Below are 26,641 nucleotides of genomic sequence, written 5' to 3'. Positions count from 1 at the left end.
GCATTTTTGCAAGGTTATTCGCTTAAATCTTCACCGTTTGAGGCGATGACTTTCTTATACCAATAGAAGGAATCTTTGCGATAACGTTTTAAAGAACCTACTTCTTCATCACTGGTATCGACATAGATAAAGCCATATCTCTTGCGGATCCCTTCATGGGTAGAGACTAAGTCAAGTGCTGACCATGGGCAGTAACCCATCATTTCAACGCCATCAGTAATAGCTAATTTCACCTGTTCAATATGCGCTTTTAAGTAAGCGATACGATAATCATCATGCACTTTGCCATCTTCTAACTTGTCATAAGCACCTAAGCCGTTTTCGGTGACAATCATTGGTAAATGATAACGAGAATAGATTTCACGCATTGTTGCTCTAAAGCCTAATGGATCAATTTCCCAGCCAAACTGTGTTTTTACTAAGTTTGGATTATCGACAGCTTCACAGTAGCCTGGTTCACTTAAGCCTTTCTGCTGATCCGCATGTTCGTCCTTTTTCACATCTAAGCCAGCGCGTTTGACGGTTGCAGTATTATAATAGTTAAAACCGATAAAGTCAGGATGTGCTTCCGCTAAAGCTTCTTTGTCCCCTGGGGCAAAGGAAGGCGTGGCATCATGTTCTTCTAAATAACGCCATACTAAGTTGTTATAACGGCCATACACAGCCATATCTAAATAGAGCCAGTTACGAATGGCATTGAATTCCTGAGCGGCCAGAATATCTTCTGGTTTACAGCTTGCTGGGTAAACTAATGAGATATTAGGAGCTGGACCAATCTTTGCACTTGGGCACATCTGATGACATAATACCATCGCTTTGGCCTGCGCAACTAACATATGATGATTCTGCTGGTATGTTTCCTTAACGACATTCTTGGTGCCTTCAGGAATACGCAGCGTGCCAATCATTGGTCCGACTAACGTTAACATATTCTGTTCATTGATCGTTAACCAGTATTTGACTCGATCACCGAAGTTTTCAAATAACACACGCGCATAGTTTTCAAACCAGTCCACTGATTCGGGATTAGACCATGAGCCTTTTTCATCTAAGGCATTAGGCATATCAAAATGGAACATTGTGACTAATGGTTCAATATTATACTGTAAGCAGGTATTGATCACATCATTGTAATGATCGATCCCCTTCTGATTCACATCGCCGATACCATTAGGTAAAATACGGGTCCAGGCGATGGAGAAACGATAAGTCTTAAAGCCCATTTCTGCCATTAACTGAATATCTTCACGATAATGATGATAATGATCGGCGCAGACATCTAAAGGAGCCGTGCCTTTTGGCAGCTCTTTGACATCCTGGCAGGAATCGCCTTTGCCATCTTCATGGTTGGCTCCTTCCACCTGATAAGCACTGGTAGAAGCGCCCCATAAGAAATCTTTTGGAAATTTTTTTAAGTTCTGATCTAACATTTTTATTCTCTCCTTTTCGTTTCCTATTATAATTGAATCTTTGTAATCGCTTTATATTTTTCTTTTTTAGAAAAGAAAATAGTCCCTGCGGGAGGGACTAGAATTTCTTTTCCATAAGATATTTTAAAATACGCACACCTTTATGCTCACTGATCGCTTCTTCGATCAATGCATAGCCATGTTTTTCAAAAAAGGCCTGAGCAGTAATTGGTGAATACACATTAATAATGTGATTGCCTTTCGCTTTGGCATAGTTTTCCAAGTGTTTTAACATCGCCTCAGCGACCCCTTCATGAAGATGATCGACATCGACATAAAGACAATCGAGAAAACCGGTACTGCCAATATTCCCAAAACCAAGTAAGCCTTCATCGCCTTCGGCAACGATGGTATGATTCTTCGCTAGACTGGCTTCCCAGTGATAACGATCAGCAGTCTGCGGGGCCATGACATCTAATTCATCATCAGAATAGTCCTGCGCATTAATGTTATGAACGGCATTGTAATATAACTTCATAATATCATCGAGATCATCTCGTTTGTATAATCTAATTCGCATATTGAGCACCTCCACGCTGTACGATAATTATATCATATCCTTTCAATAATTGAAAACAATCTCACCTGAATGAAAAAAATAGTCCTCGCGTCACTCTAAACAAAATAGAAAAAATCCACGAATAAACGTGGACTTTCTTTGCACCGAGTGCCATCTACAGGAATGATTGTATCAAATTATTTAAAAAAACCAACTACAAAATGATAAATAATGAGTACCCCTGAAATGCTTGATCCTGAAAACAAAAGAAGGGGTCATCCCCCTCCTTTCTAGATACCGAACATTAAATCAACGTAGTTAGGCATTGGCCAATCTTTTTCATCAACTAATGTTTCTAACTTATCAGCAGTAGCTCTTAAATCAGCCATTGCTGTTAAGACTTCATCACGCCAGAAAACAGCGGTTTCCTTGACGTCTAAGTCTGCAGATCTGACAGTATTGATCTTTTCTTCTAAGGTAGCCATCTGGGCATTCATCTTCGTTGCTAAAGTGGTTAATTCTTCTAAGTTTGCTTTTAAGAAGCTGTTATCAACGCCTAATTCCGCTAAGTCTTTTGCGTCTTTAGCGACTTTACCGATGTATTTAACAACGGCTGGATAGATTTCATTCTTCGCCATCTTTAAGGCCGTTAAACCTTCAACCTGAAGGGTATTAGAATAGTTTTCTAACATAATTTCATAACGTGAGTCTAATTCGACTTTTGTATAAACACCATGTTTAGAATATAATTCTACATTCTTTTCATCTAATAAGCAGTCTGCCGCATCAACGGTATTCTTGTTGTTTGGTAAGCCACGTCTTGCCGCTTCTTCTTCCCATTCCTTAGAATAGCCATCACCATTGAAGATGATACGTTTATGTTCAGATAAGAATCTCTTGATGATATCCATTGGTTTTTCACCAGCATCAATGGCATCACTGATCTGATCAAATTCTTCAGCTAAGATGGTATTTAAAACAGTGTTTGGACCAGCGACTGACTGTGCTGAACCAACGGCACGGAATTCGAATTTATTACCTGTGAAGGCAAATGGAGATGTTCTGTTACGGTCAGTTGTATCTTTAGAGAAATCAGGTACAACGGCAACCCCCGTTTTGAATCTTTCTTTCGTGTTATCACTTAACGCAGTGCCATTCACGATGGTATCTACTAAGTCATCTAATTCTTCCCCTAAGAAGATTGAGATGATAGCTGGTGGTGCTTCATTCGCCCCTAAACGATGATCGTTACCAGCGCTGGCAGCGGACATTCTTAATAATTCAGCGTATTCATCAACACCTTTAATAGTTGCTGCTAAAGTAGCTAAGAAAGGTAAGTTTTCAATTGGGTTTGGACCTGGATTGAATAAGTTCACACCAGTATTTGTCGTAACTGACCAGTTGTTATGTTTACCAGAACCGTTCACGCCATCGAATGGTTTTTCATGTAATAAGCATCTTAAACCATGTTTCTTAGCGATATCCTGAGCGATCTGCATTAATAAGTGGTTGTTATCAGTAGTGATATTCACCTTTGCGTAAACACAGGCAACTTCATGCTGTGCTGGTGCCACTTCGTTATGTTTTGTCTTTGAAGGAATACCATATTTCCATAATTCACGGTCTAAGTCCTTCATGAAAGCACCGACTTTACGTTTGATTGAACCAAAGTAATGATCTTCAAGTTCCTGTCCTTTAGGAGCCATTGAACCATATAAAGTACGGCCAGTTAAACGTAAGTCCATACGTTTCTGATAATATTCATCAGCGACTAAGAAATATTCCTGTTCAGCCCCTACTGAAGCAGATACGCTTGTCACGTCTTCCAAGCCTAATTTCTTTAATAAACGTACTGATGATTTCGATAAAGCATCAACAGATCTTAATAAAGGTGTTTTCTTATCCAATGCTTCACCAGTATAAGAACAGAATAATGTTGGAATATATAATGAACCATCTTTTACAAAGGCTGGTGATGTACAGTCCCAAGCAGTATAGCCACGCGCTTCGAATGTTGCACGTAAACCGCCTGAAGGGAATGAAGAAGCATCAGGTTCACCTTTTCTTAATGTTTTACCACTGAATTCTAACACCGCACTACCATCGTGAGTTGGTTCTAAGAATGCATCGTGTTTTTCAGCTGTTAAACCAGTCATTGGTGTAAACCAATGTGTAAAATGGGTTGCCCCATGTTCAATTGCCCAGATCTTCATGGCATTGGCAATTACCGTTGCCACTTCTTTAGGTAAAGCTTCACCATTGTCTAATGCTTCATGGAAAGCTTTGTAAGTAGATTTTGGAATACGTTCTTTCATGACATCATCACTGAAAGTCATGCAGCCATATTCATCGAGTAGGTCTTTCATCTCCATATTTGGGTTCCTCCTTAGCGTTTCAGATAAAGAATTCTCTTCTTTATGGGTACCATTATAGGTAAACATGTCTCCCATGTCAATAATATGTGATAAATTTTTATCATTTTAAGTTTTTATTATTCTAGAGTTATGACGCGCTTTGCTTTATAATAGGTTTTAGAGGTGAATATTATGTTAAACCAATTAACCGTGACCCTGATTCATGAAGATCCCAAATTCAGTGCTCAGCTAAGCGCTTTATTAGAAAGTCATCAGATGCCCGTGACCACGATTAGCACTATTGATGATCTTGATGAAAACAATATCAACACATCGATGATCATCATCCATGAAACCTTTCCGCGTTTAAATCTCAAGAAGCTTTTGATTGCCAATAAACTGCATCGCAATGCCTTAACCTTAGTGTTAACCAATGCTGTCTCTGGCAGCTATTTAGAAAGCCTCTTAGATAGCGGTGCCGATGATTATCTGACGCGTCCTTATACGATTGAGGACATCTATCAGAAGTTACTCTCAGTGTACCGCAATGGTATCTTAAAGCCAAGAAATATCTATCGTTTTAAAGATATTATTTTGGATACAACAACCCGCAGCGCTTTCATTAATGATCAGGTTTTATCTTTAACCGAAAAAGAGTTTAAACTGCTCACTGTCTTAGTTAAACAGCCTTACCAGCCACACTCTAATACAGCGCTTTTTGAAAAGCTCTGGGGCAATGCAATCTATGAAGATCAGACATCCCTGATCGCCATTATGAACTCACTCATTAATAAATTAAATGCAGCGGGATCATATGATCACTATATCCGTAAATTTGGGGAAGAAAGCTATATGATGGATGTCAGATAGCATCTTCCCCTTTTCTGTATTTAAAAAGATACACCGCAGTGTATCTTATGCTTTGCGACGATCGCGTCGCGCTCTTTTTTTAATGGTCCGATGATGATCGGTATACGCAGCCACATTGCAGTGAATACGTTTGTTCTGTGCTAATACTGCTCCCGTAAAGCCTTCTACATCCTTTGGGAAGTATTTATAACGTTTCTTATTTTCATCATAAATTTCAATGGCATGCGGACGCGTAATCAGATCGGCCATCCGCGGCACGGCATCGGTAATATTTTCGGCTTTTAATAAGTCCAAGTGACTAGCTGGGAATAATCGTTTTTTCTTAATGACTTCCTTATTCGAGACAATATACTGATAAGGACGACAGCCTAAGAAATAATAGAACATCCCTGCTAAGAATACGATATATACCCAAAATGACGCTGCAGTCATGAAACCATAAATAAACTTGTAAAGATAATAAACCCCCATTAATGCTAAAATAGCTAGAAAAATACCAACCGGGGTATTGGGTTTGACATCAAATTTCTTTTCTTCCATACGCTTTCTCCTCTTGCATATTATATCATGATTCCCTTTCTCTCACCACAAAAGTATGGTATTTTTCATGGCCCAGGGGTATAAGAAAAGGAAGGCGAACCTTCCTTTATAGTTTTTTGTTATTCTGCAGCTGCAGATTCTTTGTTCTGCTGTCTTTCGTAGATGAATAAGAAAGGTGTGTAAACTAAGAATGATACAGCAATGACGATTAACTGTGAGATGGCACCGAAGATGTTGCCGCCAGTAGCGATAAAGCCGAAGATGACTGGTGGACAAGTCCAAGGAACTTCCACAACGATTTTTGGACAGAAGCCAATGTTAATTAAGATATAACCAACAATTAAACATACACAAGGTGCTAATAAGAATGGGATATCTAAGATTGGGTTTAAGACAAGTGGAATACCAAATGTCACTGTTTCATTGATATTGAATAAACCTGGAACAAGAGAGATACCAGCGATTGTTCTGTTATCTTCACGTTTAGAGAAGATTAAGATCGCGATAACTAAACCGATTGTAACCCCAGAGCCACCGAATTCACCAAACATCTGTAACATTGTTAAGTTGAAGACATAAGGAATCTTTTCGCCTTTTCTGAAAGCTGTTACGTTAGCGTAAAGTAATGGTCTGAAGATTGGTTCCTTAACACCAGAAACCATGTTGTTACCATGGATCCCAACGCACCAGAATAATGAGATAATGATATAAAGTACACATACAGCCACAATATTGTTACCAATGATGTTCTGTAATGGTTTTTGTACTGAGTTGAAGATTAAAGCATTTAATTCAGAGCCAGTTAATAACTGAACAACTAATTCAACCAAACCAACAACGATACAAGTTAAAACAGTAGGAATTAAAACTTCGAATGCTTTCGCAACTCCAGGTGGAACCTGTTCAGGCATCTTGATCTTTAAATGATCATTTTTACGGAACATGTTATAAATTTCCAAACCAATGATCCCCACTAATAAAGCAGTGAACAAACCAGTTGCCGCAATGTAAGAGGATTCAATTGCTGAGAATGAGCCAACCGCTTTACCAAAACTCTTGGTCGCGGCATCGATCGCGCCCGTTCGATTGGCAGCGATATAAGAAGCTGCTTTCTTCTTTGTATCATAGAAGATTGAGAAGTTTGTAGGTGTTACCATTAATAATAAGATAAAGCTTAAAACTGCTGGATAAGCACCTTTTTCACCGTTAGCTTCGGCAATTTCCTGCCCTACTAACATACAAATACCAATTGAAATACATCCAATTGTGGCGAACTGCATAGCGGAGAAGATCGGATTTAAAACTTCCAGAACCATAATTCCGCTCCAGAATTTTCCTAAACCTGTCTGATTGTTAACTAATACGTTACACCATAATACGCCAACTGCACCGGCAATGGTCGCTGGCATGTAGTTTTGGAACGCGTTCTTAATGGCACCCAAATATTTGTTTTGGCCTGCCCAAGCACCAGCACGTCCCAATGCGTCTGCAAAACCGTCCATATTCTTTTTTCCTCCCTTTGAAATATTTTCGACAACCATAGTATAAAATCTCAAATGACAAATGTCAACGCTTTCTTTAACAAAAGTACGGTATTTTTATTTTAAACATCTATGTCTCATTAACAAAATAAAAAGCAAGGCAAATAAATGCCTTACTGACTGATAATATTGGTTTTGAACTCATAGCTTTTATAGTGGAATCGATCCATCGTATACTCTAACACTGAGCCATCGGATAAATAAGAAATACAGGCCTCCTGAATATAAGGTTCGACAGCTTTTAAGCCAAGAAACTGCTGCTCATTATCCCCTGACACATCCGCCGTGATCACCACGGAAGTTGACTGCACTTTTAGCTTTAATGCAGAGACAACATATTCATACAAAGAATGACGCAAAATATCAATTTTTAAGTTTGGTATCAGTGCTAATGGGATATAAGAGATCTCGACAACATAGGGCACGTCGTCTAAAGAGCGGTTACGAATAATATGGTAGACAAAATCCCCTTCTTCAATATGCAGTTTATCTGCGAGAAACGCATCACAGGGAATAACCTCAAAGGTGATCACATCGGTCGTCACCTTTTTGATACCTTTATAGCGAATCGTTAAAGAGCGATTATTCGTCCGCGTCGATAAATTTTCCGGTTTCGTATCCTTGACAAATGTCCCCGCTCCGCGGCGGCGGATAATATAGCCTTCCTTAACAAGGATATCCAAGGCCTTTTTCATCGTTTCTTTATTGCAGTGATAAGTTACACAAAGAACATATTCATAGGGGAGCTTCTGCCCTAATTCATATTCGTGGTTTAAGATTTTCGCTCTGATCTCATCCGCGATTGTTTTATATTTAGGCATTTTCCCTCACCTCATAAATATAAAATACCATACTTTTAAAGCGTTTTCACCATTTTTTATTGATTAGTCAATTTTTCTTTGTTCCAAAATCTCATGAGCGAGGTTATAACGGGTAAAAGTTTCATTTTCGTAGATGAGAAAACCATTCTCTCCCTGCTTCGCTAGGGAAATAGAATTCGGATTCACTTTATAATAGCCATGATCTTCAAAGACCGGAACATGATAATGACCATAAAGATACACATCACCTTTTTTAAGATATGGCATATGCTTTTCATCATAAAGATGACCATGCGTGATAAAGAATGTATGCCCATCAATATTTTCTAAGGCATAATCACTACGCATGGGGAATGCTAAGACCATCTGATCCACTTCCGCATCACAATTCCCCCGCACCGCTAAAATCTGGTCCTTATAACTGTTAAGCAAAGGAATACATTTTTTAGGCGCATAACCAGCTGGCAGATCATTGCGGGGACCATGGTAAAGCAGATCCCCTAAAATAATCAGCTGATCACACTGCTTCTCTTCATAGAAATCTAAGACATTTTTGAGACAGTCATAATCCCCATGAATATCAGAAATAATCATTATTCTCATAGATTAACCTCCAAAGACACCGGGCAATGATCACTGCCCATCACATCGGTATATATTTTAGCATCGCGGCAGTGTTCAATAAACCGTTTTGAGACAATAAAATAGTCAATGCGCCAGCCAGCGTTTCTTTCTCTTGATTTAAAGCGATAGCTCCACCAGCTGTATTCCACTTGATCAGGATAGAAGTAACGATAGGTATCAATGTATCCATGACTTAATAAACGCGTCATCGCTGAGCGTTCTTCATCACTAAAGCCCGCATTTTTATGATTGCTCTGGGGATTTTTTAAATCAATTTCATGATGTGCCACATTTAAATCACCGCATAAAACAACTGGCTTTTTTTCATCTAAAGCATCCAAATACGCTAAGAAATCCTTTTCCCACTGCATCCGGTAATCCAGTCTGGCTAATTCAGTTTGCGAATTAGGCGTATAACAGGTCACAAAATAGAAATCTTCAAATTCACAGGTAATAACTCTTCCTTCCTGATCATGTTCTTCCTTGCCAATGCCATAAGTCACGTTTAAAGGCTCTTTTTTAGTAAATACGGCGGTCCCGCTGTAGCCCTTCTTCACGGCTGAATTGGTGTACATATGATAATCTGGAAAATCTAAAGCGATCTGCTCTGGCTGCGCTTTGGTTTCCTGGATCGCAAAAATATCTGCATCCGCTTCTTTAAAGAAATCTTCAAAGCCTTTCTTAACGGCGGCTCTGATGCCGTTTACATTCCACGAAATAAATTTCATAGGATCACCCTCCTCTTACCTACTACTTTACCAAAGATTTTACCCTTTGAAAGCAATTATGCAAATAAAAAACAAGAGACTTACATCCCTTGCTCTTCTTCAATCGCATATCTGATGATGGTTTTTAGTTTTTCTTCATCAACTTTTTCTTCATCCTTCAGATAAATTTCATGATGGAAGCCTACGAGCTTCATATTCTGAATTGTGATATATTCCATCAGCTTCTTCGTATCTTCAATCTCGGTATTATAAGGACCGCGGTGGAGAGTCTGGACACATTCGCCTTCACAGTATTTCTTCAGATACACATCAACGATGTAAGGATTATCCTTTTTAATAGCCGTACGCTGTTTGATCATTTCGAAGGTGGCTTCATCAAGCAGTTTTGGCTGGGCCATCATTAACGTAAAACGAATCATCTTTTTACGGGTCACGTCAAAGCGTGAATTATCATACGTATCCCATAATCCTTCTAAAGGGGAAATAAGATACAAAAGGTCTTTTTCTTTTTTGAAATATTCACGTATCTCCTGTGAGAGAATTTTTAAAGCATGTTTCTTTAACTTAAACTCTTCAACCTTCGGGTTTCCGATTCCATCGACCATAATAAAGTTAAACTCTGGGACCTGGACAATATCAATCCGCTTTGAAGAGGCATCGTAGACCTTTTTATATTCTTTACGAATTCCTTCTTTCATCAGAAAAACCTCCTACTGTTTAATTATATAGAATTTGCACATAAATTTCTATAAAAAGCTTGCATATTATCTATAATTTTAAACTCAATTGATGGGATTTCCACAAATATAAACAATTACATTTATATTTAGTCTACAATTCTTATTTCTTTAATAACAACATCTGTCAATGGTTTATCATTTGGACCAGTTGGCACGTTCGCAATTTTATCCACTTCTTCTAAACCTTCAGTCACCTGACCAAAAGCTGCATAATCACCATCTAAGAATGGATAATCAGCATGCATGATAAAGAACTGTGAGCTCGCTGAGTTATAATCCATTGCCCGCGCCATTGAGATAACCCCGCGTTTATGTGATAAATCATTCTTGAATCCATTAGCATTGAATTCACCTTTGATCTTTTTCTTGCTGCCGCCGGTACCATTTCCTAATGGGTCACCGCCCTGGATCATAAAACCAGGAATGACACGGTGGAATGTTAAACCATTATAAAATTGTTCATGACATAAATTAACAAAGTTATCGACAGTTTCTGGAGCTACTTCAGGATATAATTCCCCTTTCATCACAGCTCCATCATTCATTTCAATTTCGAAATTAATTGTTTTCATCTGTTTCTCCTTTTATTTTCGTTTTTTTCTCCAGCTTGCGCCGCAATAGCCATCGCACAAGCACAATCGCAATCACGATGACGACCGCCACCCCTAAAAAGATCATAATACTTTTGATCTGATCAAAGGTATAAGCTAAGGCCACGGCAAGACATAAGCTTAATATATTAAATATGCCGGAAAATTTAGCTTTATCATTATACAGGAAATCTAATGCCATTGCATTAGAAACAAATAATAAAATCAATAAAATCACTGCAGGATAATTCATATTTGTTCTCTCGCTTTCTTATATAAAGCTTATTGTATCACTATTAGAATGGTCAAAAAAGCATTTTCGTCTTTCTTCAAAAAGTCATAAAAATTTTTTAAGAAAATGCTGGAAGCGTTTTCCTTTTTAAATCATTGTGCTAGAATGGAATCAGAAAGTTTCTTTATTTAGTAATAAAGCAAAAAGGAGATGATAACATGAGAAACTATCACTCCAACGAAATGGGCACTGTTGCGGTTCTCGGACACTCAGGAAGTGGCAAGACATCCGTAATTGAGGCCATGGCTTATCGTAGTGGTCAGATAGGCCAAGTTGGAACAATTCAACGCGGAAACACGCTTTCCGATTATGATCCCGAAGAAGTCAGACGTCAGTCTTCAATTTCTTTGACCCCTATTCCTGTGGAATGGAATAACTGTAAAATCAATTTACTTGATACTCCGGGTGCTTTTGATTTCAATGGTGAAGTCGATGCAGCCTTAGCGGTATCAGAAAGTGTTTTAATCATCGTCCCAGCCACCAAAGGCTTGACCACCGGAACTAAAGAAGCGATGTATAAAGCACACGATAAAGCCCGCATGATTTATATCAACGGCATCGATAAACCAAATGGCAATTATCATGAAAAGCTGAAAGAATTACAGGATACCTATGGCAAAGTCATCGCCCCAATCCAGGTGCCAATCATGGAAGGCGAAAAAATGGTCGGCTATGTCAATGTCGCGAAAATGGAAGGCCGTCGTTTTGAAGGTGATCAGACCCATCCTTGTCCTATTCCTGAAGGTATGGATGATCTCATTGAACCGGTTAAAGCGATGATCGATGAAGCCGTCGCTAACACCAGCGATGAATTATTAGAGAAATATCTCAATGAAGAACCATTTACACGTGAAGAGATTTCTCAGGCTTTACGCCTTGGCGTAGTCAATAAGACCTTGATTCCGGTGCTTTGCGGCACTGATCAGATTGGTATTTCCATCATTTTAAATTCGATGGTAGCGTTCTTTAGCGCCAGCGGTGATATGAGCAATTCCTTCATCATTCATAATAATCTGACCGATGAAGATGAAATCATCGGTTTCGATGAAAAGTTGCCGCCTGCAGCGCAGGTTTTCAAAACTTATTCTGACCCATTTATCGGTCGTATTTCATTAATCAAGGTGTTAACCGGGACGATCCGTCCGAATATGACACTCATTAATCAGCGTAATAAAGGGGAAGAAAAATTAGCGAAGCTGTATATTATGCAGGGCAAGAACATGATTGAAGTTGATGAACTCAACGCCGGTGATATCGGGGCCATTCAGAAACTCGATCATACCAAGACCAATGATGTCTTATCCGATAAAAACTTCCCAATCGAAGTCGAACCGATCAAATTCTCACAGCCATATTATGGCCGTGCTATTCGTCCGCTTGGCAAAACGAACGAAGACAAGATCTCGGCAGCGCTCGCGCGTTTCCTCGAAGAAGATCCTTGCCTGCGTTTTGTAACCAATGCCGAAACATCTCAGCAGTGCCTCTATGGTTTAGGTGATATTCACTTAGACTCAGTTGTCTCTCGCTTAAAGAATAAATACAAAGTTGAAGTGGCTTTAGATGATATTATCATCCCTTATCGCGAAACCATTCGTGGCGAAGTCACCCATCGTACAAAATACAAGAAACAATCTGGCGGTCATGGCCAGTATGGTGATGTCGAAATTAAATTCGAACCATCTCATGACTACAGCACCGCTTATGTCTTTGAAGAACAAGTCTTTGGCGGCGCCGTCCCTAAGAGCTATTTCCCAGCTGTTGAAAAAGGCTTACAGGAAGCCTGCAAGCATGGTGTTTTAGCCTCTTATCCAGTTTTAGGCTTAAAAGCCACTTTACTCGATGGTTCTTATCACTCTGTCGATTCTAGTGAACAAGCCTTCAAGACAGCCACGATTATGTGCTTCAAGGAAGCATTGCCAGAAGCGAAACCAGCTTTATTAGAACCATATGTCACGATCAATGTTTATGTACCAGAAGAATTCATGGGCGATATTATGTCGCATTTCAATAAACATCGTGCCCGTGTCATCGGTCAGGAAATCTTAGATGACCGCATCATGAAGATTACCGCTGAAGCGCCACAGACAGAAATCATGAACTATGCGATTGACTTACGTTCGATGACGCAAGGTCAGGGCTTCTTCGATCAGGAATTCTTAGATTATGAATTCATGGATTCCACTTTACAGCAGCGCGTGATCGCCGCTCGTAAACCAAAAGAATAAAATGAAAGGCTGCCAATAAGCAGCCTTTTAATGTACTAATTTTTTAGCTTCATTTTTCATCACTTTCATCAGAATCGGGGCACAGATGAGATAGAAAAAGAAATTGCCTCCAGCATGCAAAGCATCAAAACTCAGCCCGGCGATGTAGTAAGGAATAAAAAGACCCCAGCCGCCATAAACAAACTGTTCAAAAGAGACGACAAAACCAAAGACAAAGCCCATCGCGGCACTGTAAATGGCCATCGGTATTAACGGCGGTCCATGTTCTTTCCGACGATAAGGAATCATTAATAAACTCGTCAAAAGACAAATCACGCTCCAGGCCAGAATCTGAAACACCGTCCATAAGCCAAGGCCTAAAAAGACATCAGAAACGATCGTTGTGACAATCGTCAGTTTTAAGCCAAAGGCTAAGCCAAAGAGCATGACTGATAAAATAATAATCGCGGTCACCGGTTTAATATTGGGCAAAAACTGCAGGAATAATCGCGAAGCGATATTCACTGCAGCTAAGATCCCAATTAACGCAATTTCTTTAACCGACGGGAATTTAATAATTGACATAATACCATGTGACTTTCATATTAGCCTTCAGCTTATAAGCATTCGCCCCCACATTAGGCGCTTTTTTCCCAACTTTATACATCCAGCCTGAAAGATTGCCATGCGTCTTTTCCGCCAAGCCATTGATCGATGAAACATAGAGGAACGGCCCAAAGCCTTTGGTTTTCAGTTTAAGCTTACTGCGCTTTAAAAGCGTATAAGCTGTTTCTCCTTTTTTATAACTCAGTTTTTTGTTGTAAAAAGTTTTATGAATACCAATAACTTTTAGCGTCACCATAGCCTTTTTCTTTTTCGCACTGACCGGACTGATCACTAAGCCGAGTGCTAACATCAGGCAAATAAGAATCTTTCGCATTAAGCTTTCACCTGAACACTCTTAGACCAAGGTCCATAAACCCCATTCTGTAAAGCACGGACTTTCACATCGTATGTTTTACCAGCTTTTAAAGCAGAAACTTTTAAGACTGATTTAGTCGTCTTTTTATAGGTTGTTTTCTTGTCTAAAGTATAAGCCACCTGCACAGTTGTTTTAGGCGCTTTCTGATAAGATACAACAAAGCCTTTCTTGACGCCTTTCACGCTCTTGACTTTCACCGCTGCCGGAGTGATTGTATAAGTGACTTTAACAATGCCCTTATAATCTTCCTTTCCTTTGACCGTGATCGTATATTTGCCAACTTTCTTAGCTTCTTTTGGTAATGTGACAACGTAGTTTTTCTTATTAAGAGCTTTTTTGTCATAAGTGACTTTGACGGTTGGCTGCTGGCGTTTACCATTATAAACATAAGTCGTCTTTGATAACTTCACGTTATCTTTTGTCAGTTTATGATATGAGGCATTGAAAGCAGCAGCTTGCTGATAAACAGAGCCATAAGTATATGTACCTAAAGCGCGCGCTGCTTCAACCGTTGTATAAGCGTTGCTTTCTTCCTTACCTGTTGTATAGTTAAGAGCACTAAATGAACCATCATCTAACTGTTTTGAAAGCAGATAATCTACCGCTTTCGTTTTCATTGACTTTTTATTGTAAACGGCATAAGCCTGTAAGACGCAAGATTGCGTATCCGCGTTACCACCAAAACCGCTATTGTCATAAGAGCCATCCTGCTTATAGCCGCCTTCTAAATAGGCAAAAGCTTTATTAATAACAGGGGCATATGTTTTTTTATTGGCTAAAGTTAATGCTTCAATGACCCAGGCCGTCGTTGCATCATCCGCAAACTTGCCATTGTAGTTATACCAGAAAGCTCCGTTATCCATAGCCTGTGAAGCTAAGTATTTAGCGGCCACAGAAACTTTAGATGAATTAACTGACTCTAAAGCATAAAGTGCATAAACAGATTGGTTAGGGCCAGTTGTTCCTTTGATGGAACCATCTTTAGCGACTAAGCCTTCTAAGCTTTTGACATAATTCTTGCCCTGATAAGAAGCAGGATTATCACCTAATAAGGTAATGGCTACGATTCCTTTCGTAAATTCACCAATAGATTTTGTTGATAAAGATGCCAATGACTTTTTATAATCAGGATCCAATTTGAAGCTTTTACTTGAGGCATCTAAGCCTAAAGAAGCTACAGAAATAACCTGATCACTCGAAGAGAGGGTGTTATTTTTGGTGTAGTAGCCAACCACTTTGTTTAAAGCTGGTTTCACCTTCGTCTGTGAATTGGCTGCTAACGCCACCGTTGTCGCCATTGACACCGTCATTGCGGCTGACAGTAAGCCGGTTAAAATTTTCTTCATATCTTTTACTCCTCCACATGAAAAACTTTATTGGCATAATGCACTGTTTCCATTGCATCATTACAATACGCATCTGCACCGATTTCATCGGCATAATCCTGGGTCATCACGGCCCCGCCAACACATACTAACGTGTCTGGCTTCTTGGCTCGTAGCTGTTTAATCGTTTCTTCCATTGAGACAACTGTCGTGGTCATCAAAGCACTTAAACCCACTAAACGAATATTTTCATCTAACGCCACCTGAACAATCTTTTCCGGCGGCACATCTTTGCCTAAATCTAAGACTTCAAAGCCATAGTTTTCTAACATGACTTTCACGATATTCTTCCCAATATCATGAACATCGCCTTTCACTGTCGCTAAGATAATACGTCCTTTGACTTCACGCGCTTGGCCCTGCATTGATTCTTTAACGACCGCAAAGGCTGCTTTGGCAGCTTCGGCGCTCATAAGAAGCTGCGGTAAGAAGAGTGTCCCTTTTTCAAAGCCTTTCCCTACTTCATCTAAAGCGGGAATTAACTCTTCATTAATCAGCGTTAAACCATCTTTGGTCTTTAACCCTTCTCTCGTCGCCGCGGCCGCATTTTGATCCATCCCGCGTTTAATACTTTCATATAAGCTCATCGCCTGGGATTCTTTCTTTACGGACGCCGCTTTGACATCCGCATAAGCGGTAATATATTCATTAAAGTTCGTATCTAAATTGCATAAGGCAATATAAGCCCGATAGCTATCCATCATCGCACTTAAGTTCGGGTTGACAATCGCGCAGGATAAACTATTCTGCATCGCCATGGTAAAGAAGTTCGCATTTAAAACTTTACGGTTCGGTAACCCGAAAGAAATATTGGAAACCCCTAAAATCGAATGACCACGTAATTCATCACGAATCCGGCGGATTGTCTCTAATGTTGTTAAGGCGGATGTTGGATCAGAGGAAACGGTCATGGCTAAGCCATCAATGACAATATCATCTTTTGAGATCCCATATTTCGCCGCTTCTTTGTAAATCTTCTGGGCAATTTCAATACGTTCATCACTGGTTTGCGGAATGCCGCGTTCATCTAACGCCAGCGCCACAACGACGGCGCCGTACTTTGCGACTAATGGAAAAACGGCATCCATCGTTTCCTGTTTGCCATTCACACTGTTTAACATCGGTTTCCCGTTATAAGCGCGTAAGGCTTTTTCCATCGCCACGACATCACCGGTATCAATCTGCAGCGGTAAAGCGAGCACGCTCTGCAGTTTCGTCATCACTTCAACTAACATTGCCGGTTCATCAATGCCCGGTAACCCAACATTGACATCAAGAATATGCGCACCTGCATCTTCCTGCTCTAAACCCTGCGATAAGATATAGTTGATATCATGCTCTTTTAACGCCGCTTTGAATTTCTTTTTCCCGGTTGGGTTAATACGCTCCCCAATAATAACGGGCTTTTTCCCAATCTCAACAACCTGCGAGAAAGAGGTCACGCGACTATGATGTTTCACCGTTGGCTTTCGAAAAGGTATCGCGAGACACTTCTCTTTTTCTAAACGAATATAATCCGGCGTTGTCCCGCAGCAGCCGCCTAATACGGCTACATCACAAGTGCGGGCAATATCCGCCATATAATCGGTAAATTCCTCTGGCCCCATATCATAGTAATCCACACCATCTTTGTTTTTTGGTAAGCCAGCATTAGGATTGACAATAATTGGCAATGAAGAGGCGTCGCATAAGCGTTCCACAAATGGCTTTAGCTGATTAGGACCAAGGCCGCAGTTGACGCCGATGGCATCAACACGCAATCCTTCAAGCATTGCGGCCATCGCTTCCGGAGTGCCCCCCGTTAACAGTTTTCCCTTTTCATCAAAGGTCATGGTCACACAAACGGGTAAGTCGCTTTCTTCTTTAGCCGCTAAAACGGCAGCTTTCATTTCATAAGAATCCGTCATCGTCTCAATAAGGATGAGATCAACACCAGCTTTTACGCCGGCACGCACCACTTCCTTATAAAGATCAATGGCTTTTTCAAAAGGCAAGTCGCCAAGCGGCTCCAGTAATTTTCCCGTTGGGCCCATATCTAAGGCAATATAGCCATCATTATCACGCCCCGCTAATAAGCGGGCTTTTTTCGCATTTTCCACCGCGGCGGTGACAACCGCTTCAACCTCGCCAGGGAGTTTTAAACTATTAGCGCCAAAGGTATTGGTATTGACGATATCACTGCCCGCTTCGAAATACATTCTATTAAGTTCAACGATTTTTTCAGGATGTTCGATATTCCAGCGCTCTGGCAGTTCCCCAGCTTTGAGACCCCAGCTTTGTAAAATCGTACCGGTACCGCCATCCCAGAATAGCCATTCTTTTCCTAATCGCTCTAAAAATGTCACTTTATTCCCTCCTTGCCGGGCAATCCAGACGATCACACGACGCGCATCCAGATTGTCGTTTTTGTTTTTGCTTGGTGATCCCAATAAAAGCGGTCACGCTTTTAGAAGGGACCATTAAGAGTGAGGCATTTAAATGAATGCCAATCTCCGACATATGTAATAACCGCTCAAAATCTTTTTGCAATTCCAGGGTCGTATCCCCATAGCCAGGAGAAAAGCGCGGTTTCAGGAAGTACCCCTCTTCCTTCACTTTCGCGGCTAGCTTTTCATTCAGTTCGTCGCAGATACATTCAACGATTTCAGCCCCCGCCGCCTGATAAATGGCGGCTTTAGCCATATTGGTTAATTCCGCTCGTTTGATCATCCGGTCAATACCGATTCCCGCCGTCGCCGCAAACAGATAGACTTCCTCACAGTTCTCTAAGTTCTTCGATAAACTTTGAGAAGATATTTCCATGCCGGAAATATCCAAGATTCCATCATGACGAATAAGAGGAAAACGCTGATAAGTCATTGACGGCTGAATCACTTTTTTCAAGTCTTCAATGCATTCATCGACAAGCTGATCGGTTTCTGCGGAGATATCCATATGTTTCTTATAGCCCAGATAACGTAAGACTTCACTTTTCCGAATAGGCTTCATTACTTCAAAATCTCCGATAAGTTATCCATAATGCCTTTGGCCACATCTGGTTTATTCATCGTATAAACATGAATATGTTTAACCCCGTTAGCGATCAGATCCGTAATCTGCTCGGTCGCATAGATAATACCAGCCTGTTTCATCGCTGGTTCATTGTCGCCAAAGGCATCAACCATGGACACGAAACGACCTGGCACACTGGAGCCAGATAACTGGATCGCCCGTTTTACTTGCTCTTTTCTAGTGATTGGCATAATGCCCGCCACAATCGGCACTTGGATGCCTGCTTCCCGTGCGCGGAATAAGAAATTGTAGAAGATGGCATTGTCAAAGAACATCTGGGAGGTTAAGAAATCACAGCCCGCATCGATTTTCTTTTTGAGATTTTCGATATCCACATTTTTATTATGTGCTTCTGGATGTCCTTCTGGATAACAGGCTCCGCCAATACAGAAATTCGGATCAAAGGCTTTGATTTCTTTAATCAGTTCTGAGGCATGTTCATAATGATGCGGTGTTTCTCCATCTGGCAAATCACCACGTAAGGCCATAATATTTTCAATGCCATTCGCTTTAAAGATCTCTAACATATTATGCACTTTCTCTTTGGTGGAAGAGACGCATGTTAAATGGGCTAAGACGTCAACGCCTTCCCTTTGCTGGATCTCTTTGGCGATATTCACGGTATATTCACTCGTTCCGCCGCCGGCGCCGTAGGTCACGGACATAAAATCCGGATGCAGCTTGGCAATCTCTAAGGCTTTCTGCGAAACAGCGTCATAGTTCTTGGAATATTTTGGTGGAAAGACTTCAAATGATAATGTGATTTTGTCTTCCTGTAAACGATCAATAATTTTCACTTTGTATACCCTCTCTTTGTCTTTTTTATTATAAAACATAATTCCCTATAGAGGTTATAGAAATTAGTGCCTCTTAACTATAGGTTAAAACTATATCTTTATTATACTCCAAAAAGAGAAAAAGGAAGCTTTAAGCTTCCTGAAAAATTATTTATGGTATGTTTCACCTTTCATGATCTTGAATGAACGATAGATCTGTTCTAATAACACTAAGCGTGCTAACTGATGAGGCATCGTCATTCTTGACATGCTTAAGCGGTAATCTGCTCTTTCTAAGACATCTTCACTATTCCCTAATGAACCGCCTAAAACGAAGGCAATAGTAGAATGACCATCTAACATCTGCTTTTCGATATATTTGCTTAAATCGACAGAATCCAATTCTGTTCCAGCAACGTCTAATAAAATCATATAATCAGACTGTTTGACTTTATCTAAGACACGGCGTCCTTCTTTGGCTTTGACCATAACTTCCTGAGCTAAAGAAGGGTTCTTAGGAATCGGTTCATCTTCCACTTCGATCACTTCTACATCAGCGTATGCAGAAATTCTCTTAATGTATTCTTCGGTTCCTTCCTTGAGATACTTTTCTTTGAGTTTGCCAACTCCAATAATCTTAATTTTCATTTCTTCCTCCTGAAACGATATCGACCTGATCGGCCACTTTAATATTTTTGTGATCAAATTGAATATGGTGTTCATCAAAGACCTGATAATAAGTCTTTAATGCCAATTCCTTTGTATTGGCTTCCTGTGAGAGATGCGCTAAGGTTATTTCTTTAGTATCCTGACCCATCACTTCACACATCAAAAGCGCACTATACTCGTTATTGAGATGTCCCATATCTCCTAATATACGGTTTTTAAGAAATAATGGTCTTCTCGTCTTCATTAACATTTCGACATCGTGGTTAGCTTCAATGATATAATAATTTAAGTCATGAATCAATCCACGATTCTTCTTAGAGACATAACCAGTATCCGTCATATACAGTAATGACTCTTCGCCTCGTAAGATAAAAGCCATCGGATTGGTCGCATCATGAGAGATCTTTAAAGTCTCTACATCAAAGTCTCCAAACTGATAATGGGTATAAGGTTTTAAGATATGCGCTTTATCTAAGTCCTGAATATTGTCCTGTCCGCTATAGATTTTCTTCGCATCAAAGGTATGAATATTCTTCTTATGATCATAATGATCATGCGTTAAAAAGACATAGTTAATATCATCTTCACTAAAGCCTAAGCTCGCTAATTTGTAATTGAGCTGTTTTCTGGTGATCCCGCAGTCAATGAGAATCCCGGTATGTCCTTCATGGACAAAGGTCGCATTCCCTTTGGAACCACTCGCTAAAACGTAATAATTCATATTTTCACCTGCTTCCTTATTATATCATGAAGCGCCTTTCTTGGGTGGATTTTTTCCTTCTTGTTTATTTTATAAAGATATGCATGAAAAATATGGTAAAATAAAGAAAAAGGAGGGATGATTATGCCTAAAATCATTACTATTGCAAGAGAATACGGATCAGGCGGTCGCCTGATCGCACAGAAAGTAGCCGATATGCTTGGTCTCGTATATTACGATAACCAGATTATCGATCTCGCTGCCGAAGAACTCGGTTTCGATATTCGCACCATTCGTAAAGCGTCACAGGAACGCAGTTCCGGTTTCCTCTATACGATGTCGGGCGGAACTTTCCAGATGCCCCTTAACGATCAGGTCTTTGCGACCCAGTCGAAAATTATCAGACATCTTGCTTCGCATGATTCCTGCATCATCGTCAACGGCTGTGCCGATTACATCCTGGAAGATTTTTCCCAGGTTTTAAGAGTCTTCATTCATGCGCCAATCGAATCACGTGTCAAACGGGTACGTGATGACTATAAAGAAGTACATGATAATGAACTCAAATATGTCAAATCAAGGGATAAGAAACGTGAAAACTACTATAATTACTACACCACTAATAAATGGGGTGCACTCAAAAACTTTGATTTGACAATCAATAGTGATTTCGGCTTAGATGAAGCCGCAAAAATCATCGTTGAAATGTATAAACAGCTATAAGATCAGCGGATCCGCTGATCTTTTTGATGAAAAAAAATAGAGAGCACTGCTCTCTATTCCCATCTGTCATTATTTTAAACCATATTTCTTGTTGAACTTTTCTACACGTCCATCAGCACTAGCAAATCTCTGTTTACCAGTATAGAATGGATGGCAGTTTGAGCAAGTATCAACACGAATTTCATCTAAAACTGAACCAGTTTCGAATGTGTTACCACATGATGTACAGATTACTTTTACTTTTTTGTAATTTGGATGAATTCCTTTTTTCATTTTGATTATCTCCTTCCGCCTTGAAATAATGTGCTACTTCAAAGTAAGTTGCTCATACATAATAGCATCAATAATAGGGTTGTGCAACCCTTTTTTAAAAAATTAATCTTCTACCATATAACGGGAAATCTGAGCTCCTAAAGCTGTTAATTTACGATCGATATTATCGTAGCCGCGGTCGATATGATAGACATTGGTAATCTCTGTAATGCCTTCCGCCATTAAGCCGGCAACCACTAAAGCAGCTCCGCAGCGTAAGTCTGTCGCCTGAACGCGTGCCCCATGTAATGGCGTTGGTCCATTCACGTAGCAGCAGCCATCCCCTAAAGTGATATCAGCACCCATTTTGTTGAGCTGTTCACAGTGTTTAAAGCGTGCGGTATAAATGGTATCGGTCACCTTTGATTTACCGTGAGCCTGGGTTAATAAAGTTGTCAGCGGCTGTTGTAAATCCGTCGCAAAACCAGGATAGATCTGGGTTGTCACCTCAACTGGTTTAAAGTCATGGAAACCGCCCCAAACGAGAATACTGTCGCCAATAACTTCCATCCGGACACCTAATTCACGTAATTTAGAAAGTAAAGCATCCAAGTGCTGAGTGATCACATTCTGCACTAATACCTGTTCACCAGCTGCCGCCGCAATAATCAGGAATGTTCCCGCTTCAATACGGTCAGGAATGATTTCATGGTTGGTTCCATGCATTTCACTTACGCCATCAATCGTAATCGTATCTGTCCCGACCCCGCGGATGCGAGCGCCCATTTTGGTTAATAAGTTCGCTACATCGATGATTTCTGGCTCTTTCGCCGCATTTTCAATAACCGTCCGGCCTTCCGCCTGAACCGCCGCTAACATAATATTAATCGTTGCGCCAACGGAAGCGAAATCAAGATAGATTGGTGCTCCGACTAAGTGCTCCGCTTTTAAAGTATAAGTCTGATCTTCATCATTATAGCTGATATCAGCGCCTAACGCTTCAAAGCCTTTTAAGTGTAAATCAATCGGCCGAGGACCTAAATAACAGCCCCCTGGCATTTTGATCGTGACATGTTTATAACGGCCTAATAAAGCGCCCATAAAATAATAGGAAGCGCGCAGTTTATCAACCGCTTCACTGACTAAAGGGACATTTTTTAAGTGTGTTGGATCGACTTTTAAGGTATCTCCTTCTTTTTCTACATCACAGTTCAATTCTTTTAATAATGTGGATAACGCCTCAACATCAGAAATTTCTGGGACGCCATAAATTTCAACCGGGGAAGATGCTAAAACGATCGCTGGGATTAATGCGACTGTCGCGTTCTTCGCGCCGGAAATACGAACGGTTCCGCGAAGTGGATGTCCGCCTTCTATTGCAATGCATTCTTGTGCCATATTGTGTAATTCCTTTCTATGAAAAACTATTCCTAAGCATCTTTGTGCTCTCCCCTAGATTATAACCAATTCCCTATAAAAAGGCAAAACTATTGACTAATATGGCAATTTTTGGAAGAACTCGGTCAGGGCACAAAAAAGACTATTGTTTTGAAAAGTAAATGTGTTATACTTATGCATGGAAATGGTCCGTTGGTGAAGTGGTGAACACACTTGGTTCTCATCCAAGCATTCAGGGGTTCGAACCCCCTACGGACTACCATTTTTTTTGTAAACTTGTCGAAGGTATAAAAAAAAGAGCTTTCGCTCTTGAATTTCAACTGGCTGGGGTAGCTGGATTCGAACCAGCGCAATGACGGATTCAGAGTCCGTTGCCTTACCACTTGGCTATACCCCAATCGGCATGTATTACTATATCATAATTTTGGGAGAAGTAAAGAAAAAAATGAAAAAAATTCGTACAAGATTTGCACCTAGCCCAACTGGCTACATGCATATCGGTAATTTAAGAACCGCCCTCTACTGTTATCTGATCGCTAAACATAGCGATGGTGACTTTATTTTGAGAATTGAAGACACCGATCAGAAACGTGAAGTCGAAGGTGCTGTCGACATCATTTATGATGTTCTCAAAGAAACTGGTTTAAACTGGGATGAAGGACCAGATCGTCCTGGTAAAGTCGGTCCTTACGTTCAGTCAGAAAGACTGCCTCTTTATAAAGAGTATGCCACTAAGCTTATTGAAGTCGGTGGGGCGCATTACTGTTTCTGTAAAGAAGAAATCGGCGAAAACGAAAAAGATCCTTGTCGCCGCTTATCAAAGGAAGAAATCCAGAAGCGTTTAGATGCTGGGGAAGAATATGTCATTCGTCAGACGACTCCAGAAGAAGGCATCGCTGATTTCGATGATGAAATCTACGGTCATATTGAAGCGCCTTGTGATTCTTTAGATGATCAGGTCTTACTAAAATCAGATGGTTATCCAACTTATAACTTTGCCAACGTTGTCGATGACCATTTAATGGGCATCAATGTCGTTGTCCGCGGGAATGAATATTTATCATCAACCCCTAAATATAACTTATTATATGATGCTTTTAACTGGGAAAGACCAACTTATATCCATTTACCACCAGTTATGAAAGATGAAAATCATAAGTTATCAAAACGTAATGGTGATGCTTCATTCCAGGACTTAAAGGCCGAAGGTTATTTACCAGAAGCGATCTTAAACTACATCGCTTTATTAGGCTGGGCTCCTCAGGATGAAGAAATCTTATCTTTAGAAGAATTAATCAAACAATTTACCGTTGATCGTATCTCTAAAGCGCCAGCCATCTTTGATAAAACTAAGTTGACTTGGATGAACGGTATGTATTTAAGAAATATGGACTTAGATACTTTCCATAATACCGTTAAACATTTATATGCCGATACTATTACCAGAGATGTCGACTTAAAAGAAGTTTCATTAGTCTTACAGCCACGTCTTGATCGTGTCAACAAAGAAGACGTAGCACCAATGGTTGACTTCATCAATGAATGTCTACCATTTGATGCAGCTATTTATAAGCATAAAAAGATGAAAACCAATCCAGTCAACTCTTTAGAAGCTTTAAAAATTGCCCTGCCAGCCATGGAAGCCTGGGAAGATTACAGTGATGATGATGGTATGATGCATATGCAGATGGATTTAGCCAAAGCGCATGAATTAAAGAATGGCCGTATTATGTGGCCAATCCGTGTCGCTTTATCAAATAAAGCCATGACTCCTGGCGGATCTGTCGAAATCGCTCATATCTTAGGCAAAGAAGAAACCTTAAGACGTATGAAACAGGCTATTGCCGATTTAGAAGCATACGTTGCCCAAAATCCAGAAGCCTAATTTTTAGGGGATATTCACGTGAATATCCCCTCTTTTTTATTCCCCTATTAATTTTACAGCGATATAGTCATGCTTCACATAAGGTAAAAAGATAGTGATCACATCATCTTTTTTCATCTTTAACGTTGATGTGTTAAAACAAGGATGAGCGCAGATATAATCATCCTGAAGCAGATCTTCATCAATCAGCAGCTGCACCTTTCCTTCCTGATCATTAAGCAAGCCTAAAATACTTGCTGAGCCAGGATGACAGCCTAATAGTCTTTCCATATCTTCCCCGCTGCCAAAAGATAAGCGAGCACTATTGATCTGATGCGATAATTCCTTCGTCTTAAACTTCTTATCTCCCACGGTTAACAAGAGATAGAAACGCGTTTTCTGACGATTCGTCAGAAACAGGTTTTTCGCTACACGATGATTTAACTGTTTTTCTACTTTATCAAGACCATCCATCGTCTCAATCGCTTCATGATCCACTTTTGTATAAGTGATACCCAGTGTCTCTAATGTCTGTAAAACCTCTTCTTTTGTCATGCTCAATACTCCTTTTTTGTCTTCCATTATACAAAAGCCTAAAAAAAGGTCAATGGCACAAGCCATTGACCTTCAATTGATTAGTCCTGGAATAATGGTGTTGATAAATAACGATCACCAGTATCTGGGAATAAGACAACGATTGTCTTACCAGCATTTTCTTCACGCTGAGCTAACTCAATCGCAGCTTTTAAAGCAGCCCCTGAAGAAATACCTACTAAGATACCTTCTGAATGACCAACAACTTTCCCATAAGTGAAAGCATCATCATTATCAACAGTGATCACTTCATCATAAATCTTAGTATCTAAGACTTCTGGTACGAAACCAGCACCGATCCCCTGGATCTTATGTGGTCCGCCATGACCTTCTGATAAAACTGGAGAAGTTTTTGGTTCTACAGCGACAACTTTGACATCAGGATTCTTTTCCTTTAAGAATTTACCAGTCCCTGTTAAAGTACCGCCAGTCCCCACACCAGCTACAAAGAAATCAACATTGCCATCAGTATCTTCCCAGATTTCTGGACCTGTTGTTTCATAATGTGCTTTAGGGTTAGACGCATTTGTGAACTGTGAAGGAATGAAGCTATTTGGATACTGCGCAGCTAATTCATTCGCTTTCTTGATTGCTCCAGTCATTCCAGTAGCCCCTGGTGATAAGACTAATTCAGCACCGTATGCTTTCATTAAAGCACGTCTTTCAACTGACATTGTTTCTGGCATAACGATGATAATACGATAGCCTCTAGCGGCAGCGACTGATGCTAAACCAATCCCTGTGTTCCCTGAAGTTGGTTCAATAATTACTGTTTCTTTATTGATCTTACCTGCTTTTTCAGCGTCATCTAACATCTGTTTAGCGATACGATCTTTCACTGATCCCGCGGGATTGAAATATTCAAGCTTCGCTACAATTTTTGCTTTTAAGTTATATTTTGCTTCTACGTGTGTTAATTCTAATAATGGTGTATGACCAATTAACTGGTCAGCGTTTGTGTATACTTTTGACATT

27 protein-coding genes and 2 tRNA genes are annotated in these 26,641 nt (G+C 40.1%); 5 read left to right on the top strand and 24 right to left on the bottom strand.

Going from position 1 to position 26,641, the window contains the following annotated elements; genetic code table 11:
• Positions 1 to 14: 14 nt before the first annotated feature.
• From SG0102_RS01875 to SG0102_RS01865, 3 genes are all read right to left on the bottom strand, one after another.
• Positions 15 to 1,430, bottom strand: coding sequence for a glycoside hydrolase family 1 protein (locus SG0102_RS01875; RefSeq protein WP_125118382.1), 1,416 nt, complete (start codon positions 1,428 to 1,430; stop codon positions 15 to 17).
• A 97-nt stretch (positions 1,431 to 1,527) separates the two neighbouring features.
• Positions 1,528 to 1,989, bottom strand: a complete 462-nt coding sequence (locus SG0102_RS01870; RefSeq protein ID WP_125118381.1) for a GNAT family N-acetyltransferase — start codon at positions 1,987 to 1,989, stop codon at positions 1,528 to 1,530.
• Between the two features lie 269 nt (positions 1,990 to 2,258).
• Positions 2,259 to 4,340 (bottom strand): glutamine synthetase III family protein, encoded by a 2,082-nt coding sequence (locus SG0102_RS01865; protein WP_125118380.1) that lies wholly within the window; start codon positions 4,338 to 4,340, stop codon positions 2,259 to 2,261.
• Positions 4,341 to 4,514: 174 nt separating this feature from the next.
• Between SG0102_RS01865 and SG0102_RS01860 the strand changes: the two genes are divergently transcribed.
• A complete protein-coding gene (locus SG0102_RS01860) occupies positions 4,515 to 5,192 on the top strand; it encodes a response regulator transcription factor (protein ID WP_125118379.1) in 678 nt (225 codons plus the stop codon).
• Positions 5,193 to 5,237: 45 nt separating this feature from the next.
• On the opposite strand, the gene SG0102_RS01855 is transcribed toward SG0102_RS01860, so the two are convergent.
• From SG0102_RS01855 to SG0102_RS01820, 8 genes are all read right to left on the bottom strand, one after another.
• Entirely contained in the window at positions 5,238 to 5,732 is a 495-nt protein-coding gene (locus SG0102_RS01855; protein ID WP_125118378.1) for a hypothetical protein, read from the bottom strand.
• A 119-nt stretch (positions 5,733 to 5,851) separates the two neighbouring features.
• The gene (locus SG0102_RS01850; protein WP_125118377.1) at positions 5,852 to 7,234 is read right to left on the bottom strand and encodes a PTS sugar transporter subunit IIC; all 1,383 of its coding nucleotides are present in this window, start codon (positions 7,232 to 7,234) and stop codon (positions 5,852 to 5,854) included.
• Positions 7,235 to 7,386: 152 nt separating this feature from the next.
• Entirely contained in the window at positions 7,387 to 8,094 is a 708-nt protein-coding gene (locus tag SG0102_RS01845) for a GntR family transcriptional regulator (RefSeq protein ID WP_125118376.1), read from the bottom strand.
• A gap of 63 nt (positions 8,095 to 8,157) precedes the next feature.
• A complete protein-coding gene (yfcE, locus tag SG0102_RS01840) occupies positions 8,158 to 8,697 on the bottom strand; it encodes a phosphodiesterase (RefSeq protein WP_125118375.1) in 540 nt (179 codons plus the stop codon).
• Positions 8,694 to 9,446 carry an exodeoxyribonuclease III gene (gene xth, locus SG0102_RS01835; RefSeq protein WP_125118374.1) on the bottom strand — a complete coding sequence of 251 codons (753 nt, stop codon included), beginning with the start codon at positions 9,444 to 9,446 and terminating at the stop codon, positions 8,694 to 8,696. Before xth ends, yfcE begins: the two co-directional genes overlap by 4 nt.
• Before the next feature lie 80 nt (positions 9,447 to 9,526).
• Positions 9,527 to 10,144 (bottom strand): GyrI-like domain-containing protein, encoded by a 618-nt coding sequence (locus SG0102_RS01830; protein WP_125118373.1) that lies wholly within the window; start codon positions 10,142 to 10,144, stop codon positions 9,527 to 9,529.
• Between the two features lie 128 nt (positions 10,145 to 10,272).
• Positions 10,273 to 10,758: a peptidylprolyl isomerase gene (locus tag SG0102_RS01825; protein WP_125118372.1), complete on the bottom strand. Its 486-nt coding sequence runs from the start codon at positions 10,756 to 10,758 to the stop codon at positions 10,273 to 10,275.
• Positions 10,745 to 11,029 (bottom strand): hypothetical protein, encoded by a 285-nt coding sequence (locus SG0102_RS01820; RefSeq protein ID WP_125118371.1) that lies wholly within the window; start codon positions 11,027 to 11,029, stop codon positions 10,745 to 10,747. The genes SG0102_RS01825 and SG0102_RS01820 overlap by 14 nt, the downstream gene beginning before the upstream one ends.
• Positions 11,030 to 11,226: 197 nt before the next feature.
• Here SG0102_RS01820 and SG0102_RS01815 point away from each other — a divergent pair, with 197 nt between their 5' ends.
• The gene (locus tag SG0102_RS01815) at positions 11,227 to 13,293 is read left to right on the top strand and encodes an elongation factor G (RefSeq protein ID WP_125118370.1); all 2,067 of its coding nucleotides are present in this window, start codon (positions 11,227 to 11,229) and stop codon (positions 13,291 to 13,293) included.
• A gap of 27 nt (positions 13,294 to 13,320) precedes the next feature.
• On the opposite strand, the gene SG0102_RS01810 is transcribed toward SG0102_RS01815, so the two are convergent.
• The 8 genes from SG0102_RS01810 to SG0102_RS01775 form a co-directional block, all read right to left on the bottom strand.
• Positions 13,321 to 13,857: an ECF transporter S component gene (locus SG0102_RS01810; RefSeq protein ID WP_125118369.1), complete on the bottom strand. Its 537-nt coding sequence runs from the start codon at positions 13,855 to 13,857 to the stop codon at positions 13,321 to 13,323.
• Complete coding sequence (locus SG0102_RS01805; protein ID WP_125118368.1) at positions 13,844 to 14,212, bottom strand: DUF4430 domain-containing protein; 369 nt, start codon at positions 14,210 to 14,212, stop codon at positions 13,844 to 13,846. Before SG0102_RS01805 ends, SG0102_RS01810 begins: the two co-directional genes overlap by 14 nt.
• Complete coding sequence (locus tag SG0102_RS01800; RefSeq protein WP_125118367.1) at positions 14,212 to 15,600, bottom strand: prenyltransferase/squalene oxidase repeat-containing protein; 1,389 nt, start codon at positions 15,598 to 15,600, stop codon at positions 14,212 to 14,214. Before SG0102_RS01800 ends, SG0102_RS01805 begins: the two co-directional genes overlap by 1 nt.
• Positions 15,601 to 15,605: 5 nt before the next feature.
• Complete coding sequence (locus tag SG0102_RS01795) at positions 15,606 to 17,984, bottom strand: homocysteine S-methyltransferase family protein (protein ID WP_125118366.1); 2,379 nt, start codon at positions 17,982 to 17,984, stop codon at positions 15,606 to 15,608.
• Between the two features lies 1 nt (position 17,985).
• A complete protein-coding gene (locus SG0102_RS01790) occupies positions 17,986 to 18,627 on the bottom strand; it encodes a vitamin B12 dependent-methionine synthase activation domain-containing protein (RefSeq protein ID WP_125118365.1) in 642 nt (213 codons plus the stop codon).
• The gene (gene metF / locus SG0102_RS01785; protein ID WP_231999839.1) at positions 18,627 to 19,526 is read right to left on the bottom strand and encodes a methylenetetrahydrofolate reductase [NAD(P)H]; all 900 of its coding nucleotides are present in this window, start codon (positions 19,524 to 19,526) and stop codon (positions 18,627 to 18,629) included. Before metF ends, SG0102_RS01790 begins: the two co-directional genes overlap by 1 nt.
• Positions 19,527 to 19,634: 108 nt before the next feature.
• Positions 19,635 to 20,114, bottom strand: a complete 480-nt coding sequence (gene rlmH, locus SG0102_RS01780) for a 23S rRNA (pseudouridine(1915)-N(3))-methyltransferase RlmH (protein ID WP_125118363.1) — start codon at positions 20,112 to 20,114, stop codon at positions 19,635 to 19,637.
• A complete protein-coding gene (locus SG0102_RS01775) occupies positions 20,104 to 20,856 on the bottom strand; it encodes an MBL fold metallo-hydrolase (protein ID WP_125118362.1) in 753 nt (250 codons plus the stop codon). The genes rlmH and SG0102_RS01775 overlap by 11 nt, the downstream gene beginning before the upstream one ends.
• 123 nt (positions 20,857 to 20,979) lie before the next feature.
• Here SG0102_RS01775 and SG0102_RS01770 point away from each other — a divergent pair, with 123 nt between their 5' ends.
• Positions 20,980 to 21,558: a cytidylate kinase-like family protein gene (locus SG0102_RS01770; RefSeq protein WP_125118361.1), complete on the top strand. Its 579-nt coding sequence runs from the start codon at positions 20,980 to 20,982 to the stop codon at positions 21,556 to 21,558.
• 69 nt (positions 21,559 to 21,627) lie between these two features.
• Here the strand turns inward: SG0102_RS01770 and rpmE are convergent, their stop codons facing one another.
• Both rpmE and SG0102_RS01760 read right to left on the bottom strand, forming a co-directional pair.
• Positions 21,628 to 21,831 carry a 50S ribosomal protein L31 gene (gene rpmE, locus SG0102_RS01765; protein ID WP_125118360.1) on the bottom strand — a complete coding sequence of 68 codons (204 nt, stop codon included), beginning with the start codon at positions 21,829 to 21,831 and terminating at the stop codon, positions 21,628 to 21,630.
• A gap of 102 nt (positions 21,832 to 21,933) precedes the next feature.
• On the bottom strand, positions 21,934 to 23,208 hold the full coding sequence (locus tag SG0102_RS01760) for a UDP-N-acetylglucosamine 1-carboxyvinyltransferase (protein ID WP_125118359.1): 1,275 nt from the start codon (positions 23,206 to 23,208) through the stop codon (positions 21,934 to 21,936).
• 186 nt (positions 23,209 to 23,394) lie between these two features.
• On the opposite strand from SG0102_RS01760, the gene SG0102_RS01755 reads away from it, so the two are divergent.
• A tRNA-Glu gene (locus SG0102_RS01755) sits at positions 23,395 to 23,470 on the top strand.
• 59 nt (positions 23,471 to 23,529) lie between these two features.
• On the opposite strand, the gene SG0102_RS01750 is transcribed toward SG0102_RS01755, so the two are convergent.
• Positions 23,530 to 23,605: transfer RNA gene (locus SG0102_RS01750), tRNA-Gln, on the bottom strand.
• 48 nt (positions 23,606 to 23,653) lie between these two features.
• Between SG0102_RS01750 and gltX the strand changes: the two genes are divergently transcribed.
• Complete coding sequence (gene gltX, locus SG0102_RS01745) at positions 23,654 to 25,093, top strand: glutamate--tRNA ligase (protein WP_125118358.1); 1,440 nt, start codon at positions 23,654 to 23,656, stop codon at positions 25,091 to 25,093.
• Positions 25,094 to 25,129: 36 nt separating this feature from the next.
• On the opposite strand, the gene SG0102_RS01740 is transcribed toward gltX, so the two are convergent.
• Together SG0102_RS01740 and cysK are read right to left on the bottom strand one after the other, a co-directional pair.
• A complete protein-coding gene (locus SG0102_RS01740) occupies positions 25,130 to 25,627 on the bottom strand; it encodes a prolyl-tRNA synthetase associated domain-containing protein (protein ID WP_125118357.1) in 498 nt (165 codons plus the stop codon).
• Positions 25,628 to 25,707: 80 nt separating this feature from the next.
• Complete coding sequence (gene cysK, locus SG0102_RS01735) at positions 25,708 to 26,640, bottom strand: cysteine synthase A (protein WP_125118356.1); 933 nt, start codon at positions 26,638 to 26,640, stop codon at positions 25,708 to 25,710.
• Between the last annotated feature and the right edge of the window lies 1 nt (position 26,641).

The sequence above is a fragment of the Intestinibaculum porci genome (assembly GCF_003925875.1).
GTDB classification, from domain to species: domain Bacteria; phylum Bacillota_I; class Bacilli_A; order Erysipelotrichales; family Coprobacillaceae; genus Intestinibaculum; species Intestinibaculum porci.
The sequence above is the reverse complement of the archived record's forward strand: the minus strand, read 5'-3'. Positions and strand labels throughout refer to the sequence as shown.

Excerpts from the sequence above, each read along its gene's own strand:
- SG0102_RS01875 (WP_125118382.1), bottom strand. The coding sequence starts at position 1,430 with ATGTTAGATCAGAACTTAAAAAAATTTCCAAAAGATTTCTTATGGGGC.
- SG0102_RS01870 (WP_125118381.1), bottom strand. The coding sequence starts at position 1,989 with ATGCGAATTAGATTATACAAACGAGATGATCTCGATGATATTATGAAG.
- SG0102_RS01865 (WP_125118380.1), bottom strand. The coding sequence starts at position 4,340 with ATGGAGATGAAAGACCTACTCGATGAATATGGCTGCATGACTTTCAGT.
- SG0102_RS01860 (WP_125118379.1), top strand. The coding sequence starts at position 4,515 with ATGTTAAACCAATTAACCGTGACCCTGATTCATGAAGATCCCAAATTC.
- SG0102_RS01855 (WP_125118378.1), bottom strand. The coding sequence starts at position 5,732 with ATGGAAGAAAAGAAATTTGATGTCAAACCCAATACCCCGGTTGGTATT.
- SG0102_RS01850 (WP_125118377.1), bottom strand. The coding sequence starts at position 7,234 with ATGGACGGTTTTGCAGACGCATTGGGACGTGCTGGTGCTTGGGCAGGC.
- SG0102_RS01845 (WP_125118376.1), bottom strand. The coding sequence starts at position 8,094 with ATGCCTAAATATAAAACAATCGCGGATGAGATCAGAGCGAAAATCTTA.
- yfcE (WP_125118375.1), bottom strand. The coding sequence starts at position 8,697 with ATGAGAATAATGATTATTTCTGATATTCATGGGGATTATGACTGTCTC.
- xth (WP_125118374.1), bottom strand. The coding sequence starts at position 9,446 with ATGAAATTTATTTCGTGGAATGTAAACGGCATCAGAGCCGCCGTTAAG.
- SG0102_RS01830 (WP_125118373.1), bottom strand. The coding sequence starts at position 10,144 with ATGAAAGAAGGAATTCGTAAAGAATATAAAAAGGTCTACGATGCCTCT.
- SG0102_RS01825 (WP_125118372.1), bottom strand. The coding sequence starts at position 10,758 with ATGAAAACAATTAATTTCGAAATTGAAATGAATGATGGAGCTGTGATG.
- SG0102_RS01820 (WP_125118371.1), bottom strand. The coding sequence starts at position 11,029 with ATGAATTATCCTGCAGTGATTTTATTGATTTTATTATTTGTTTCTAAT.
- SG0102_RS01815 (WP_125118370.1), top strand. The coding sequence starts at position 11,227 with ATGAGAAACTATCACTCCAACGAAATGGGCACTGTTGCGGTTCTCGGA.
- SG0102_RS01810 (WP_125118369.1), bottom strand. The coding sequence starts at position 13,857 with ATGTCAATTATTAAATTCCCGTCGGTTAAAGAAATTGCGTTAATTGGG.
- SG0102_RS01805 (WP_125118368.1), bottom strand. The coding sequence starts at position 14,212 with ATGCGAAAGATTCTTATTTGCCTGATGTTAGCACTCGGCTTAGTGATC.
- SG0102_RS01800 (WP_125118367.1), bottom strand. The coding sequence starts at position 15,600 with ATGAAGAAAATTTTAACCGGCTTACTGTCAGCCGCAATGACGGTGTCA.
- SG0102_RS01790 (WP_125118365.1), bottom strand. The coding sequence starts at position 18,627 with ATGAAGCCTATTCGGAAAAGTGAAGTCTTACGTTATCTGGGCTATAAG.
- metF (WP_231999839.1), bottom strand. The coding sequence starts at position 19,526 with ATGTTTTATAATAAAAAAGACAAAGAGAGGGTATACAAAGTGAAAATT.
- rlmH (WP_125118363.1), bottom strand. The coding sequence starts at position 20,114 with ATGAAAATTAAGATTATTGGAGTTGGCAAACTCAAAGAAAAGTATCTC.
- SG0102_RS01775 (WP_125118362.1), bottom strand. The coding sequence starts at position 20,856 with ATGAATTATTACGTTTTAGCGAGTGGTTCCAAAGGGAATGCGACCTTT.
- SG0102_RS01770 (WP_125118361.1), top strand. The coding sequence starts at position 20,980 with ATGCCTAAAATCATTACTATTGCAAGAGAATACGGATCAGGCGGTCGC.
- rpmE (WP_125118360.1), bottom strand. The coding sequence starts at position 21,831 with ATGAAAAAAGGAATTCATCCAAATTACAAAAAAGTAAAAGTAATCTGT.
- SG0102_RS01760 (WP_125118359.1), bottom strand. The coding sequence starts at position 23,208 with ATGGCACAAGAATGCATTGCAATAGAAGGCGGACATCCACTTCGCGGA.
- gltX (WP_125118358.1), top strand. The coding sequence starts at position 23,654 with ATGAAAAAAATTCGTACAAGATTTGCACCTAGCCCAACTGGCTACATG.
- SG0102_RS01740 (WP_125118357.1), bottom strand. The coding sequence starts at position 25,627 with ATGACAAAAGAAGAGGTTTTACAGACATTAGAGACACTGGGTATCACT.
- cysK (WP_125118356.1), bottom strand. The coding sequence starts at position 26,640 with ATGTCAAAAGTATACACAAACGCTGACCAGTTAATTGGTCATACACCA.